A 13314-nucleotide genomic window follows, 5' to 3' on the forward strand; every position below is an offset into this window, starting at 1 on the left:
GAAAAAAGCACTGGAAAGGAGAGGAGCCCTCGATTTTTCAGTGCTTTTTTGCATATTTCCTGATAAGTAAGGTATAGGCAAGAAAGGAGCATGGAAATGAATCTCATTCTGTTAGGCGCCCCGGGTGCAGGCAAGGGCACCCAGGCCGAAGTGCTCACCGCAAAACTGGGCATCCCGGCCATCTCCACCGGCAACATCCTGCGTGCCGCCGTCAAGGAGGGCACCGAGATGGGCCTGAAGGCCAAGAGCTACATGGACGCCGGCGGGCTGGTCCCCGACGAGGTGATCATCGGCATCCTGAAAGAGCGGCTGGCTCAGCCCGACTGCGCCAAGGGCTTTATCCTGGACGGGGTGCCCCGCACCATCGCCCAGGCCGAGGCCATTGAGAAGATGGGCATCCGCATCGACAAGGTGCTGGATCTGGCCGTGGACGAGAACGTGATCTTTGACCGGATGAGCGGCCGCCGCGTGTGCGAAAAGTGCGGCGCCAGCTACCATGTGCGCACCAAGCCCAGCAAGGTGGAAGGTATCTGCGACGCCTGCGGCGGCAAGCTGGTGATCCGCAAGGATGACCAGCCCGAGACTGTGCGGGACCGCCTGAAGGCATACCACGCCCAGACTGAGCCCCTGATCGAGTTCTATCGCAGCCGCGGCAAGTTGGCCGTGGTGGAGAGCGGCTCGACCGTCGAGGCTACGACGGCCGAAGTCATGAAGGCTTTGGAGGCATAAACCATTGATTCAGATCAAGAATGCGAAAGAGTTGGAGGGTATGCGCCGGGCCAACGCCCTGAGCGCCGCTGCCCTGAAGTATGGCGGCGAGCACATCGAGGCCGGCATGACCACATGGGAGCTGGATAAGCTGATCTACGAGTTCATCGTCAAGCACGGCGGCGTCCCCAATTTCAAGGGGCTGTACGGGTTCCCCGGCACCGCCTGCATCAGTTTGAACGACACGGTCATCCATGGCATCCCCTCCCATGACATTGTCATCCGCCCCGGCGACATCGTCAGCATCGACACCGGCGCCAAGGTGGACGGCTTCAACGGCGACAACGCCTGCACCTACGCTGTGGGCAAGATCGACCTGGAGGCCCAGCGCCTGCTGGATGTCACCAGGGAGTCGCTGCACCTGGGCATCGCCCAGGCCAAAGCAGGCAACCGCATCGGGGACATCAGCCACGCAGTGCAGAGCTACTGCGAGGCGGCTGGTTTTTCGGTGGTACGGGAGTTCGTGGGCCACGGCACCGGCCGTGAGCTGCACGAGGACCCCGAGGTTCCCAATTTTGGCACTGCGGGCCGGGGGCCCCGGCTTGTGCCCGGCATGACCATCGCCATCGAGCCTATGATCTGCCAGTATGGCTGCAAGATCAAGACTCTGGCAGACGGCTGGACCGTCAAGACCAAAGACGGGGGCCTGGCCGCCCACTTTGAGCATTCGGTGGCCATCCTGAAGGACCGCACCGAGATCATGACCATCGGCTGGGAGGACCCCAACTTCACCCTGTAAAAAGAGCAGGGGAAGGGGAAAGTCTGCCCACCAGCGAAGTGCACAAAAACCGAGGATTTCCGCCCCGTAAAAAGGGCGGAAATTTTTATCGGAAACACGAAAAAACCCCTTGCATTTCAACGCGAAAAGGTGTATAATCCAATAATGGCTGTGGAGGCCAGATGCTTTCTCGGCAGGCAGAGACGCGCTGTCTGTTTGCGGATTTTGTGCCGCGCAGAGGAAAGTATGTGGCGCTCACTGCCCCCGTCCGTACCAGACAAACTGAGCAGATCCATAAGGAGGCAAATAGCTTGTCTAAAGAAGACGTTATCGAGATCGAAGGCATCGTGCGCGAGGCTCTGCCTAACGCCATCTTTAAGGTGGAAATGCTGAGCGAGGACAAAGCTACTGGGAAGCTCACGCCCAGCGGCCACACCCTGCTGGCGCACATCTCCGGCAAGCTGCGGACCAACTTCATCCGCATCCTGCCCGGCGATAAGGTCACAGTCGAAATGTCGCCCTACGATCTGACGAAGGGCCGCATCACCTGGCGCTCCAAATAAGCGCCGGGGCCAACCAAAAGGAGGTTCAACATCATGAAGGTCAAGCCTTCCGTGAAGCCCATCTGCGAAAAGTGCAAGGTCATCCGCCGCAAAGGCCGCGTGATGGTCATCTGCCAGAACCCCAAGCACAAGCAGCGCCAGGGCTGATCCCGGCGCTAGGGGGTCAAGTGCGTAGAGTCCCGGCGCAGACCCCGACACTGACATGGGATGATTTTGGAGGAAATTATTATGGCACGAATTGCCGGCGTTGACCTGCCCCGCGAGAAGCGGATCGAAATAGGTCTCACCTACGTTTACGGGATCGGCCGCACCACTGCGGACAAGATCCTGGCTGCCACTGGCATCAACCCCGATACCCGCGTCAAGGATCTGACCCGTGAAGAAGAGGCCAAGATCCGTGATTACATCGACGAGGCCAACATCATCGTTGAAGGCGACCTGCGCCGCAACGTTGCTCTGGACATCAAGCGCCTGGTCGAGATCCAGTCCTACCGCGGCATTCGCCATCGCAAGAACCTGCCCTGCCGTGGCCAGCGCACCAAGACCAATGCACGTACCTGCAAGGGTCCCAAGCGCACGGTCGCCAACAAGAAGAAGTAAGGAGGATTTGAGAAATGGCAAATGCTAATAACGCCAAGAAGGGCGCAGTCCGTACCAAGCGCAGAGAGCGCAAGAACGTTGCCGCCGGTCAGGCTCATATCCAGTCCACCTTCAACAACACGGTTGTGACCATCACCGACCTGCAGGGCAACGCTATCTCCTGGTGCTCCTCCGGCAGCCTGAATTTCCGTGGCAGCCGCAAGAGCACTCCGTTTGCCGCACAGTCCGCAGCTGAGACTGCTGCCAAGACCGCGATCGAGCACGGCATGAAGACCGTTGAGGTCTACGTCAAGGGCCCTGGCGCTGGCCGTGAGTCCGCCATCCGCGCCCTGCAGGCCACCGGCCTGGAGGTCACCCTGATCAAGGACGTGACCCCCATCCCCCACAATGGCTGCCGGCCCCCCAAGCGCCGCCGCGTCTGATCGAAGGAGGAAACTAAATTATGGCAAAGAATACGCAGCCTATTGCAAAGCGTTGCAAGGCCCTGGGCATTTCTCCTGCAGTCATGGGCTATGCAAAGAAGAATACCACCCGCAACTCCAATGGCAACATGCGCAAGAAGCAGTCTGAGTACGCCATGCAGCTGAAGGAGAAGCAGAAGGTCAAGTTTATCTACGGCGTGCTGGAGAAGCAGTTCCACAACACCTTCGTGAAGGCTGCCGCCCGCCCCGGCCAGACCGGCGAGAACCTGCTGCAGATGATGGAGTGCCGTCTGGACAACGTGGTGTTCCGCCTGGGCTACGCCCAGACCCGCCGCGACGCCCGCCAGCTGGTCAGCCACGCTCACTTCACTGTCAACGGCAAGAAGGTCAACATCCCTTCTTACCAGGTCAAGGCCGGCGACGTGATCGAAGTGCGCGAGTCCAGCCGCTCTTCTGCTAAGTTCGCCAAGCTGACCGGCCCCGAGGCTCCCGTGGTGGCTCTGCCCGCCTGGCTGGAGCGCGAGACCGGCACCCTGAAGGGCACCGTTACCCGCCTGCCCGAGCGCAGCGACATCGACTACGAGGTCGCTGAGCATCTCATCGTCGAGCTGTACTCCAAGTAAAACCCATTGGAAAGGCGCGGCTTTTGTGGGCCGCTGGCCTTTCGGATTCTTTTGAGAATTGCATAATGGGCCGATGGTGAACGTCGGTTTTACAAGGAGGGCATAGATATGATGGAGATTGAACGTCCCAAAATCGAAACGGCGAGCCTCTCGCCCGACGGCCGCTACGGCAAGTTCGTAGCAGAACCTCTGGAGCGCGGTTTCGGCATCACGCTGGGCAACAGCCTGCGCAGAGTCCTTCTGTCGTCTCTGCCTGGCGTCGCCGTGACCAGTGTCAAGATCGACGGCGTAGTCCACGAGTTCTCCACCATTGAGGGCGTCAAGGAAGACGTTACCGAAATTGTCCTGAACCTGAAGGGTATTGCTGCAAAGCTGTATTCCGACGGTCCCAAAACGGTGCGCGTCGAAGCGGTCGGTCCCTGTGAGGTCACCGCTGACAGCATCAAGCAGGGCGACGAGATCGAGATCCTGAATCCTGAATGGCACATTGCCACCCTGGGCGAGGGCGGCCGGCTCGTGATGGAGCTGACCTTCGACAAGGGCCGCGGCTATGTGCCTGCAGAGCGCAACAAACAGAGCATCGTCGAGAAGAACGACATCAACACTCTTCCCGTCGATAGCATTTACACCCCCGTGCTGAAGGTGAACTACAGCGTGGACAACACCCGCGTTGGCCAGATCACCGACTATGACCGGCTGACGCTGGAAGTGTGGACGGATGGCACCATCAACGCGCAGGAGGCTGTCAGCCTGGCTGCCCGTGTGCTGACCGAGCACCTGAATCTGTTCGTCAACCTGTCGGACGAGGCCGCCGGCACCGAGATCATGGTGGAGAAGACCACCGACGACAAGGAAAAGGCTCTGGAGATGACCATCGAGGAGCTGGATCTGAGCGTGCGGAGCTTCAACTGCCTGAAGCGTGCGGGCATCAACACGGTGGAAGACTTGGTCAGCAAGAGCGAGGACGAGATGATGAAAGTCCGCAACCTGGGCCGCAAGAGCCTGGAGGAAGTCATGGCCAAGCTGGATTCGCTCGGATTCAAGTTGAACACAGACGATGATAACTAATATTGTTTAAGGAGTGAAACGGGATGCCCGGTACCAGAAAGCTCGGTAGGACCACCGACAGCCGCAAGGCAATGATGCGCGCAATGGTCACCTACCTGTTAGAGAATGGCAAGATCGAGACCACTGTTACCCGTGCCAAGGATGTGCGTTCCATGGCCGAGAAGATGATCACCCTGGGTAAGAGCGGTGACCTGCACACCAAGCGCCAGGTCTACAGCTACATCACCAAGGAAGATGTGGCAAAGAAGCTGTTTGACGAGATCAGCCCCAAGTACGCTGACCGCAACGGCGGCTACACCCGCATCGTGAAGATCGGCGTCCGCCGCGGCGATGCCGCCGAGATGGCGATCCTCGAGCTGGTCTGATCGCGCAGCGCGCAAAACAGATAAGCACCAAGCCCCTGTCCTTTTGGACAGGGGCTTTTTATAATGCCTGTGCGCCGGAAAAGGGGCGTGGGGCGTGCGGATGCCTGTCTTTGGCGGGGGCCCGGTGGACCGCAGGGCGGGGCAGGGGATGGGGATAGCCAGCCCTCTCGGCCGCCGCAGGCGGAAAAAGCAAGGCCCCGCCTCCCGGTGGGGAAGGTGGGGAAGGATGCTTACAGCACGCCCTGCTTGGCGGCATACACGGCCAGGGTACTGAGCAGGTCGGCGTTGGCTTTTTGGTAGGTGGTGCGGCCGATGTGCAGAGTGTCCAGGACCTGCTGCTCGGTCTGGTGGCGGCGGTAGCGCTGCTCCAGGATGCCCGCCCGGATGGGGTCCTGCTGCTGGTAATAGGCCGCAGTCTGGCGCAGGGCGTGGGTCCAGCACTGGTTTTCGGGGGTGGGCTGGCGCTCCAGCAGCTGCCAGTGCCACAGGGCAGCGCGGCACTGCCGCCGATGTTCGTTGGTCATGCGGGTCTCCTTTCTCGTGCGGATTGATGGATATGCATAAATATGCGTGGGGCGAGTGATTTTAAATCTACTTCAGCCGCCAAAAACAGCGCTCCTGTTCATCGGCGCTCAGCCCCAGCAGGAAGCTCAGCTGCTGGGCTTCTTCCAGCTTGAACGCGCTTTTGCCCGTTAGCTTGTTGCGCAGGGTGTTGGCGGTGATGCCCATAGCATGGGCCAGGTGTTTTTTCTTGTATCCGCTAGCGCGGACTCGTTCGTTCAGTTCCTTGCAGTCGATCATGCGTGTGCCTCCTCCTTTGGCTGAAAAATGGGTGGTTTGACTCCTTCTGCCTCCAGTCTAACACAAAGGTGATTCTGTGTCAACTAATGAGACCTGAAACACACGAAATAGTTGATTTTGAGGAAATTTTATGGTATACTAAAAGCGTAGACCATCCAAGCGCCAACATTGGGAGGGAGCAAAAATGTCTGTACTGTCGGTCCGCATCCGCCAGCGGCGGGAAGAACTGGGTATGAGCCAGGAGGAGCTGGCTGCCCGGATGGGTTACCGCTCCAAGTCCTCCATCACCAAGATCGAAAAGGGGGTCAACGATATCCCTCAGAACAAGATCGAGGACTTTGCCGCCGCGCTCCATACGACAGCCGCCTGGCTGCTGGGCCTGGAGGAGGAACGGGTGGCGGCTCCTCCGGGCTTTGAGCCGCTGCCCGCCATGGCTCGGGTGCCCCTGATCGGCTCGATCGCCTGCGGCAGCCCCATTACGGCCGAACAGAACATCGAACGGTACATCGGGGTGCCGGCGGCCTGGCACGCCGACTTTGCCCTCACCTGCCACGGGGACAGCATGGCCCCCACCATCCGGGATGGGGACATCGTATGCATCCGGGTGCAGCCTGAGGTGGAGCAGGGGGAGATCGCTGCCGTCCGCATCGGTGAGGAGGCCACCCTCAAGCACTTTCATCGCCAGGGGGATACGGTGATGCTGCTGGCAGACAACGCCGCCGTATGCCCGCCCATGATCTATGCGGGGCCCCAGCTGGCCGAGATCCAGATCGAGGGCAAGGCCGTGGGCCTGTGCCGCACCCTGTAAGGAGGGACAGCTATGCCAGACAACGATCTTACCATCCACGCCATCGCCCATATCGAGAGCGATTTCAAGGAGAAATTCGGCATCCCCCGGCAAAGCGGCCTGGTGGACGCATTGCGGGCCCGTGTGGTATTCGAGCCGCTCTATCGGGACCCGAGCGCCCTGCGGGGCATCCAGCAGTTCAGCCATCTGTGGCTGGTGTGGCAGTTCACCCAGGCGGTGCGGGACAAATGGAGTCCCACGGTCCGGCCGCCCCGGCTGGGCGGCAACACAAGGGTAGGGGTGTTCGCCACACGGTCCCCTTTCCGGCCAAACCCCATCGGGCTATCCTGTGTGCGGCTGGAAGGATTGGAGCAGGACCCTGTCTGCGGGCCGGTCCTGCTTGTGCGGGGGGCCGACCTGCTGGACGGCACCCCCATCTACGATATCAAGCCCTACATCCCTTATGTGGACAGCCATCCCGATGCCGCCGAGGGCTACACGGCCCAAACGCAGACCTATAAGCTGGCGGTGCGCTGCCCAAAGGCCCTGCGGGATCTGCTGCTTCCCGGTCAATGGGAGGCTCTGGAAGGGGTGCTGGAAAACGACCCCCGCCCCTCGTACCAGGACGATGCCCAGCGGGTGTATGGGATGCGCTTTGCCGAATGGGAGGTGCGCTTTACGGTGGCGGACGGGGTGCTGACGGTGGAACAGATCCGGACCGCGCCGGAGGAGTGAACCATGGAACTGCGAAACATCAACACTTTTTTGCATGTGGCTGAGCTGCACAGTTTTTCCCGGGCGGCCCGGGAGCTGGATTATTCCCAGTCGGCGGTGTCCAGCCAGATCGCCCAGCTGGAGGCGGAGCTGGGGGTGCCCCTGTTCGACCGGGTGGGCAAAACGGTCCGCCTGACCGATGCGGGGCAGACCTTCCAGCACTATGCCCGCATCCTGCTCACCACCGCCCAGCAGGCCCGGATGGCCCTGCAGCCCGCCCCCGAGGCCCGGGGGACCCTGCGGGTGGCGATAGCGGACAGCCTGCTCCGGGCCTTGATGCCCGGCCTGCTGAAACAGTTCCACGCCCTGTGCCCCCTGGTGGAGGTCAGCTTCCGGGCGGCCAATACCCAGGAGATGCAGGACCTGCTCAGCGCCAACCGGGCCGACCTGGCCTATACCCTGGACCACCCGGTCACCGACCCGGCTTATGTGGTGGCCCTGGATGAGCCGGAACCCTGCTGCTTTCTGGCCCCGGCGGGGCATCCTCTGGCCGCCCGGCAGGGGCTGGCCCTGGCGGATCTGGCCGGGCAGGAATTCCTGCTGACCGAGCGGGGGATGAGCTACCGGGACGCGCTGGAACAGCTGCTGGCGGCGCGCCAGCTGACCCTGCACCCCTACATTGAGATGGGGGATGCGGCCCTGCTCTGCCGTCTGGTGGAACAGGGGATGGGACTGACCTTCCTGCCGCGGTATATGGTGGATGCCAGCCTGGCGGGGGGCGCCGTCCCGCTGGATGTGGAGGACTGCCATATCGAGATGCGCCGCCAGCTGTTCTACCACAAGGATAAATGGGTCACCCCGCAGATGGAGATTTTCCTGCGGCTGGCCCGGGAGAGATAAAGCAAAAGCCCCTGCGCCTTATAAAAGGGCAGGGGCCGTTTGGCATCAGTTCTGTTTTGGGCCGGGCTTGGGGTTCTCGCAGCGCTGGTGGCAGGAGGCACAGTTGCCGCCGCAGCCCTGGTCCTTCCAGCCGCCGTGCTTGGAGATCCAGACCACCGCCAGCGCAAACAGGACGACCAGCACCAGCAAGGTGATGATCCCGCGTACTGTCAGCATGGGCAAAACCTCTTTTCTTGTGTTGGGTTGCATCGGAAAGCTCCGCGCTGCGCGGCCCTTTGGGGCGGATATCCCAGCGGTCTTGAGCTTCCGGATCCATCTTAGTATACACGATTTTGTCCGCAAGGGCAATGCCCCCGCTGGAAAAAACCGTCTGCACGCGGATTTCTTCCGGTCCAAAAAGTTTTTGCGTTTTGCGCAAAAAAGGGCTTGCATTTTTGTCCAGAACGTGCTATAATAGCGTCGTTCCGATTCGGAGGATTAGCTCAGCTGGTTAGAGCACCTGCATCACACGCAGGGGGTCTGGGGTTCGAGTCCCTAATTCTCCACCATTACAGACGTGCTTGAACACTTCGAGGTGTTCGAGCACGTTTTTTGTTTACCGGAAGTTCTGCGTCGCGGCCGCAGGACAACTACAACTGCATAAAACCATAAAAGGCAGAGCCTCTGGTGAAGGGGTTCTGCCTTTTATTATGCTTTTGGCGTTTTTATGCGTTGTCCGGTATCTCTGACCGCAGCCGTACCGCTGCGGCCATGCCGCCGTCCCCATAGGAGGGGTGGGCAAGAAAGTCCCGGGAGGCATCGCTCAGGGGCTGTCTGTCTTGCAGGCTCTGCCGGATCTCGGCCTCCCAGCCGCTGAGACGCTGGATGGAAGCCGCCTCCAGCCCCAGCAGCGCATCCGCCAGATGGGCCTGGTAGCTGGGCAGGTGCTTTTCGATGATAAAGCGCATCAGGGAAAGCCGCTTGTCCATGCTCTGGATGTTGGAGGAAGCGGGGGCGGTGCGGTATTCCAGCAGCGGCTCCGGCACGATGCCGATTTGGGCGTCCGGCCGGGTCTCCAGCAGGCGGAGGAAAAACTCCCAGTCCTCAAAGCCGGACCGCATGGTCTCGTCATAGCCGCCGCACTGTTCCCAGGCGCTGCGCCGCAGCAGATGGGTGGCGGGACAGCTGTTGCGGGAAAGAAAGGCGGTCAGGCCGCCGCCGCTGGGGCGGACCACGGCGTCCAGCACCCCGAAGGTATGCATCCAGGAGGAGGCCGCCGTCATGGCAGGGCGGGCGGCCAGCAGCGCGCTGGTTTTTTCGAGGAAGGCGGGGCGCAGCCGGTCGTCCCCGTCCAGAACCAGTACCAGGCTGGCCCGGGCGGCGCGGATGCCGGTGTTCCGGGCGGCCGAGACGCCGCCGTTGGACCGCCGGATCACCTGGACCGGCACCGGCGCGGGGCCCGCTTCGATCCCGGCCAGTATGGCAAGGGAGGCCGGGTCGGTCGAGCCGTCGTCCACCAGAAGAATGCGGGCCGGCCGCACCGTCTGGCGGTACAGGGAATCCAGGGCTTCCAGGATGAGAGGACCCTGATTGTAGCTGGTGACCACCGCCTCCACGGCGGCTGACTGCTGTGCTGTGTTCATGGGAATGACCCTCCTGTTTTGTATCGTTTCCAAACGCCAAGACCCGGGTTTTGGCGCGGAGAGAAGAAAAGAGAAGAAAGGATCGCAGCTTATTCCTTGACGGCGCCGGCAGCGACGCCCGCCAGGATATAGCGCTGGAAGAAAACGTAGATGAGGATGGTGGGCAGCATGATGATGACGATGCCGGCCGCCAGGCTCTGCCAGGAACCCTGCTGGGCGTTGGCGTAGTCCATCAGGAAGGTGGTCAGGGTCCGCAGTTTGTTTTTGGGCATGTACAGATAGGGGATGTACATATCGTTGATGATGGTGATGGCTTTGATGATGACCACCGTCGCCGTGGCGGGGGCCAGCAGCGGGAAGATGATCCGCCCGAACAGCTGGAAGTAATTGCAGCCGTCCAGCAGGGCGCTCTCATCCAGGGCCTGGGGGATGGTGGAGATGAACTGCCGGTAAATATACAGCTGCATCAGGTCGGAGGCGATGTAGATCACAATGGGGGCGCCCAGGGTGTTGTACAGGCCCAGGCTGTTGATGATCTTGAAGCGGGCGATCTCAGTGACGAAGGTGGGCACCAGCATCCCGGCAAAGAACAGGCCGACCACGATCTTTTTGCCCCGGAAGTTGAACCGCTCGATGATATAGGCTGTAATGGTGCCCAGCAGCACGTTGAAGATCAGGCTGACCGCCAGGATGATGAGGGTGTTTTTGAAGCCGATCCAGAGGTATTTGTTGCCGAGGACCGTCTCGAAGTTTTCCAAGGTGATGCGGTCCAAAGGCGGCAGCAGCAGGGGAGAGGTGTTGACCATGTCGCCGCGGGTCTTGAGGGCGGCAAAGACGGTCAGCAGGATGGGCAGAATGACCACCAGGGTCATGCCGATGCAGAGGATCTGTTTGACGATCTGCGCCATGATGGCGCGGGGACTGCGTTGGTTGAGCATATTACTTGTCCTCCTTTAAGATCACGCCGTGGATGATCTTGTTCTGCACCACATAGATCACGATGATCAGGACCATGATGGCCACCGCCATGGTGGAAGCCAGGCCGAAGTCGGAGAAGGTAAAGGCGGTCTTGATGGTGTAGAGGGTGAAGGTGCTGGAGGCGTAGCCCGGGCCGCCCGAGGTCATGACGAAGGGGATATCGAACACCTGCAGCGCGCCGCGGATGTTGTCAAACAGGACAAAGTCCACCATCAGCATGATGGAAGGGATCTGGATGTAGCGGAACATCTGCCAGGTGTTGGCGCCGTCGATGATGGCCGCCTCCTGGATGTCCCTGGAGACCGACTGCAGCGCCGCCAGAAACAGCACGATGTGGTAGCCCGAGTAGCGCCACAGAGAGACGAAAGCCAGCACAAAATTGACGATCTTGGGGTCGGACAGCCAGCTCTGGCTCAGCATCCCCAGCTTGAGCGCTTCCAGGATGGAGTCGAACGCGCCGTTGATGGGGGAGAAGAAATAGGAGAAGGCATAGGAAATGGCCACGCCGTTGATGATATAGGGCATAAAGACCATGGTCTTGTAAAATTTGGCGCCCCGCAGTTTGGAGTTGAGCAGGACGGCGAAGGCCAGCTCCACCGGGATCATCAGAAGGTGGGCAAAGAAATAGACGGCGTTGTTGCGCAGGCTCTGCCACAGGTCGGGGTTGTGGAACATATCGATGTAGTTTTCAAACCAGATGAAGTTGCTGGTGGGCGACAGGCCGTCCCAGTCGGTGAAGCTCATCCGGAACAGATCCACGGCCGGGAAAACGACGAACCCCACCAGCAGAAGCACCGGCACCGCCAGCGAGATCAGGATAAAAATGCGCCGCTGTTTGGCAAGCGTATGCATGAAAGACCCTCCTTTTCAAGAAAAGGAGCCGCTTTGCAGCGGCCCCTCGGACGAATGAGCGGTTACTGGATGCCCAACTTGGCGCGGGCCGCTGCCCACTTGGCGTCCAGGTCGGCCAGGGTGGCGTCCAGGTCGAACCCTTCGGTGAACATCTGGGCGCCCAGTTTCTTGTAGTCGAAGGCGATCTCGTTCTGGATGGCGGTGAAGTCATCGCCGGCGCCGCCGTACAGGACCATCTCGGCATCGGGCTGGGCGGTGTCGGACTCAGCCTGGATGGGGTCTTTCTCTTTGGGGAAGTTGGTCATGGAGGAAGCGCTGGTGATGTAGGCGAGGTAGCCGGGGTACCAGTCCTCGCTGTAGAACCATTCCACAAAGGCTTTGGCCAGCTCGGGGTTCTTGGAGTGGGTGGTCACGCCCATAAAGCTGTCGCCCTGGACGATGTAGCGGAAAGGCTCGTCCTCGGTCATCCGGACGGGCAGGTAGAAGGTGCCCAGCTGGTCCACGTTCTCGGCGCCGTTCATGATGTCCTGCAGGCCCCAGTCGCCCAGAGCCGTGATGGCGGCCCGCTTCTGGGTGAACAGGGTGGTGGCCTGGTCTTTGCTCAGGCCCAGGGGATCCTTGCCAAAGACGCCGCTGGTGAACAGGTCATAAATGCGGTGGTAGGCGACGTTGATGTCGGTGCCGTCGGCAAAGGGGGCGTCCTGGGCGGCCATGTCGTTCCAGTTCTGGCCGTTGCCGTTGATGAGCGAGGGCATGAACTCCATGAAGGGATAGTCGGGCCACTCGTCTTTGGCGCCCATGGCGATGGCCATGAAGTCCGGGTCGGATGCGCCGAAGTGTGCCTGCAGGGCGCTGGCTGCTTCCTGCAGCGCGGGCCAGGTGGTGGGCACTTCCACGCCGGCCTCCTGGAACAGGTCCTTCCAGTAGTACACGTATTCGTAGCCGGCGGTCATGGGCACGCCCAGGATCTTGCCGTCCACGGCATAGCCCTCGGCCAGGCTGTTGTTTTTGGCGGCTTCGGTGTCGCTCAGATCCAGCAGATAGTCCTTGAAGCGGGCCAGGGTGAAGGGCTTGTTGAACATGACGTCGGGCAGCTGGTTGGCCGAGGCGCGCATCTTCATGGCGTTCCAGTACTCGGTGTCGTCCTTGATCTTTTCCACTTCGATCTCGGCGTCAGGATACTTCTCCTGGAACTTGCCCACCATGTCGTTTTCGTCGATGTAGTTCATCAGGTTGTTGTCCCAGATGGTAAAGACCAGCTCGCCCGAGAGGCTGGCTCCGGCGCTGCCGGCCGCGCCCGAAGCGGCGGTGCTGCTGCCCGAACCGCCGCAAGCGGCCAGGCCCATGGCTGCGGCGGCCGCACCGGCAGCCTGCAGGAACGAACGGCGTGAGATCTTTTTCATGATGATTTCCTCCCCATGTACCAAAGTGGATGCGTTTTCACAGTCAGCGGACGGCGGCGTGTACAGGTTTTCGCCGTCCCTTTTTCTATCAAAAGTATACCGTTCCGGGGGTCGGGAAAACAGAAGGAAG

General features: G+C 60.7%; 19 protein-coding genes and 1 tRNA gene. 13 read left to right on the forward strand and 7 right to left on the reverse strand.

Going from position 1 to position 13314, the window contains the following annotated elements:
* Window positions 1-96 precede the first annotated feature (96 nt).
* The 9 genes from B5G12_RS10575 to rplQ all read left to right on the forward strand — a co-directional run bounded on the left by B5G12_RS10575 (window position 97) and on the right by rplQ (window position 5127).
* Entirely contained in the window at window positions 97-729 is a 633-nt protein-coding gene (locus tag B5G12_RS10575) for an adenylate kinase (RefSeq protein WP_087324882.1), read from the forward strand.
* A gap of 4 nt (window positions 730-733) precedes the next feature.
* Window positions 734-1507 (forward strand): type I methionyl aminopeptidase, encoded by a 774-nt coding sequence (gene map / locus B5G12_RS10580; protein WP_087231920.1) that lies wholly within the window; start codon window positions 734-736, stop codon window positions 1505-1507.
* A gap of 290 nt (window positions 1508-1797) precedes the next feature.
* On the forward strand, window positions 1798-2049 hold the full coding sequence (infA, locus tag B5G12_RS10585) for a translation initiation factor IF-1 (protein ID WP_087231923.1): 252 nt from the start codon (window positions 1798-1800) through the stop codon (window positions 2047-2049).
* A gap of 33 nt (window positions 2050-2082) precedes the next feature.
* Window positions 2083-2196, forward strand: a complete 114-nt coding sequence (gene rpmJ / locus B5G12_RS10590) for a 50S ribosomal protein L36 (RefSeq protein WP_005921832.1) — start codon at window positions 2083-2085, stop codon at window positions 2194-2196.
* Window positions 2197-2277: 81 nt separating this feature from the next.
* Window positions 2278-2649, forward strand: coding sequence for a 30S ribosomal protein S13 (rpsM, locus tag B5G12_RS10595; RefSeq protein ID WP_087231926.1), 372 nt, complete (start codon window positions 2278-2280; stop codon window positions 2647-2649).
* A 14-nt stretch (window positions 2650-2663) separates the two neighbouring features.
* A complete protein-coding gene (gene rpsK, locus B5G12_RS10600) occupies window positions 2664-3071 on the forward strand; it encodes a 30S ribosomal protein S11 (protein WP_087231929.1) in 408 nt (135 codons plus the stop codon).
* Between the two features lie 20 nt (window positions 3072-3091).
* Window positions 3092-3694 (forward strand): 30S ribosomal protein S4, encoded by a 603-nt coding sequence (rpsD, locus tag B5G12_RS10605; RefSeq protein ID WP_087231933.1) that lies wholly within the window; start codon window positions 3092-3094, stop codon window positions 3692-3694.
* Window positions 3695-3802: 108 nt separating this feature from the next.
* The gene (locus tag B5G12_RS10610; RefSeq protein ID WP_087231936.1) at window positions 3803-4762 is read left to right on the forward strand and encodes a DNA-directed RNA polymerase subunit alpha; all 960 of its coding nucleotides are present in this window, start codon (window positions 3803-3805) and stop codon (window positions 4760-4762) included.
* A 23-nt stretch (window positions 4763-4785) separates the two neighbouring features.
* Window positions 4786-5127: a 50S ribosomal protein L17 gene (gene rplQ / locus B5G12_RS10615; protein ID WP_087231939.1), complete on the forward strand. Its 342-nt coding sequence runs from the start codon at window positions 4786-4788 to the stop codon at window positions 5125-5127.
* Between the two features lie 230 nt (window positions 5128-5357).
* On the opposite strand, the gene B5G12_RS10620 is transcribed toward rplQ, so the two are convergent.
* Complete coding sequence (locus B5G12_RS10620; RefSeq protein ID WP_242956011.1) at window positions 5358-5651, reverse strand: SqdX protein; 294 nt, start codon at window positions 5649-5651, stop codon at window positions 5358-5360.
* A gap of 67 nt (window positions 5652-5718) precedes the next feature.
* Window positions 5719-5928, reverse strand: coding sequence for a helix-turn-helix domain-containing protein (locus B5G12_RS10625; RefSeq protein WP_087231943.1), 210 nt, complete (start codon window positions 5926-5928; stop codon window positions 5719-5721).
* A gap of 184 nt (window positions 5929-6112) precedes the next feature.
* Here B5G12_RS10625 and relB point away from each other — a divergent pair, with 184 nt between their 5' ends.
* From relB to B5G12_RS10640, 3 genes are read left to right on the forward strand one after another with little or no spacing between them, the layout of a single operon-like run.
* Window positions 6113-6736, forward strand: a complete 624-nt coding sequence (gene relB, locus B5G12_RS10630) for a type II toxin-antitoxin system RelB family anti-toxin (protein WP_087231946.1) — start codon at window positions 6113-6115, stop codon at window positions 6734-6736.
* 12 nt (window positions 6737-6748) lie between these two features.
* Entirely contained in the window at window positions 6749-7450 is a 702-nt protein-coding gene (tsaA, locus tag B5G12_RS10635) for a tRNA (N6-threonylcarbamoyladenosine(37)-N6)-methyltransferase TrmO (RefSeq protein WP_087324883.1), read from the forward strand.
* A 3-nt stretch (window positions 7451-7453) separates the two neighbouring features.
* Window positions 7454-8329: a LysR family transcriptional regulator gene (locus B5G12_RS10640; RefSeq protein WP_087324884.1), complete on the forward strand. Its 876-nt coding sequence runs from the start codon at window positions 7454-7456 to the stop codon at window positions 8327-8329.
* Between the two features lie 45 nt (window positions 8330-8374).
* Here B5G12_RS10640 and B5G12_RS10645 read toward each other — a convergent pair whose 3' ends face one another.
* Window positions 8375-8545, reverse strand: coding sequence for a FeoB-associated Cys-rich membrane protein (locus tag B5G12_RS10645; RefSeq protein WP_087324885.1), 171 nt, complete (start codon window positions 8543-8545; stop codon window positions 8375-8377).
* 255 nt (window positions 8546-8800) lie between these two features.
* Here B5G12_RS10645 and B5G12_RS10655 point away from each other — a divergent pair.
* A tRNA-Val gene (locus B5G12_RS10655) sits at window positions 8801-8877 on the forward strand.
* 156 nt (window positions 8878-9033) lie between these two features.
* On the opposite strand, the gene B5G12_RS10660 is transcribed toward B5G12_RS10655, so the two are convergent.
* The 4 genes from B5G12_RS10660 to B5G12_RS10675 form a co-directional block, all read right to left on the reverse strand.
* On the reverse strand, window positions 9034-9951 hold the full coding sequence (locus B5G12_RS10660) for a glycosyltransferase family A protein (RefSeq protein ID WP_087324886.1): 918 nt from the start codon (window positions 9949-9951) through the stop codon (window positions 9034-9036).
* Between the two features lie 89 nt (window positions 9952-10040).
* Window positions 10041-10889: a carbohydrate ABC transporter permease gene (locus tag B5G12_RS10665; protein WP_242956012.1), complete on the reverse strand. Its 849-nt coding sequence runs from the start codon at window positions 10887-10889 to the stop codon at window positions 10041-10043.
* A 1-nt stretch (window position 10890) separates the two neighbouring features.
* Window positions 10891-11781, reverse strand: a complete 891-nt coding sequence (locus B5G12_RS10670; protein ID WP_087324887.1) for a carbohydrate ABC transporter permease — start codon at window positions 11779-11781, stop codon at window positions 10891-10893.
* A 62-nt stretch (window positions 11782-11843) separates the two neighbouring features.
* Window positions 11844-13184 carry an ABC transporter substrate-binding protein gene (locus tag B5G12_RS10675; protein WP_087324888.1) on the reverse strand — a complete coding sequence of 447 codons (1341 nt, stop codon included), beginning with the start codon at window positions 13182-13184 and terminating at the stop codon, window positions 11844-11846.
* Window positions 13185-13314: the final 130 nt, after the last annotated feature.

It is taken from the genome of Faecalibacterium sp. An58 (assembly GCF_002161515.1).
Taxonomy (GTDB): domain Bacteria; phylum Bacillota; class Clostridia; order Oscillospirales; family Ruminococcaceae; genus Faecalibacterium; species Faecalibacterium avium.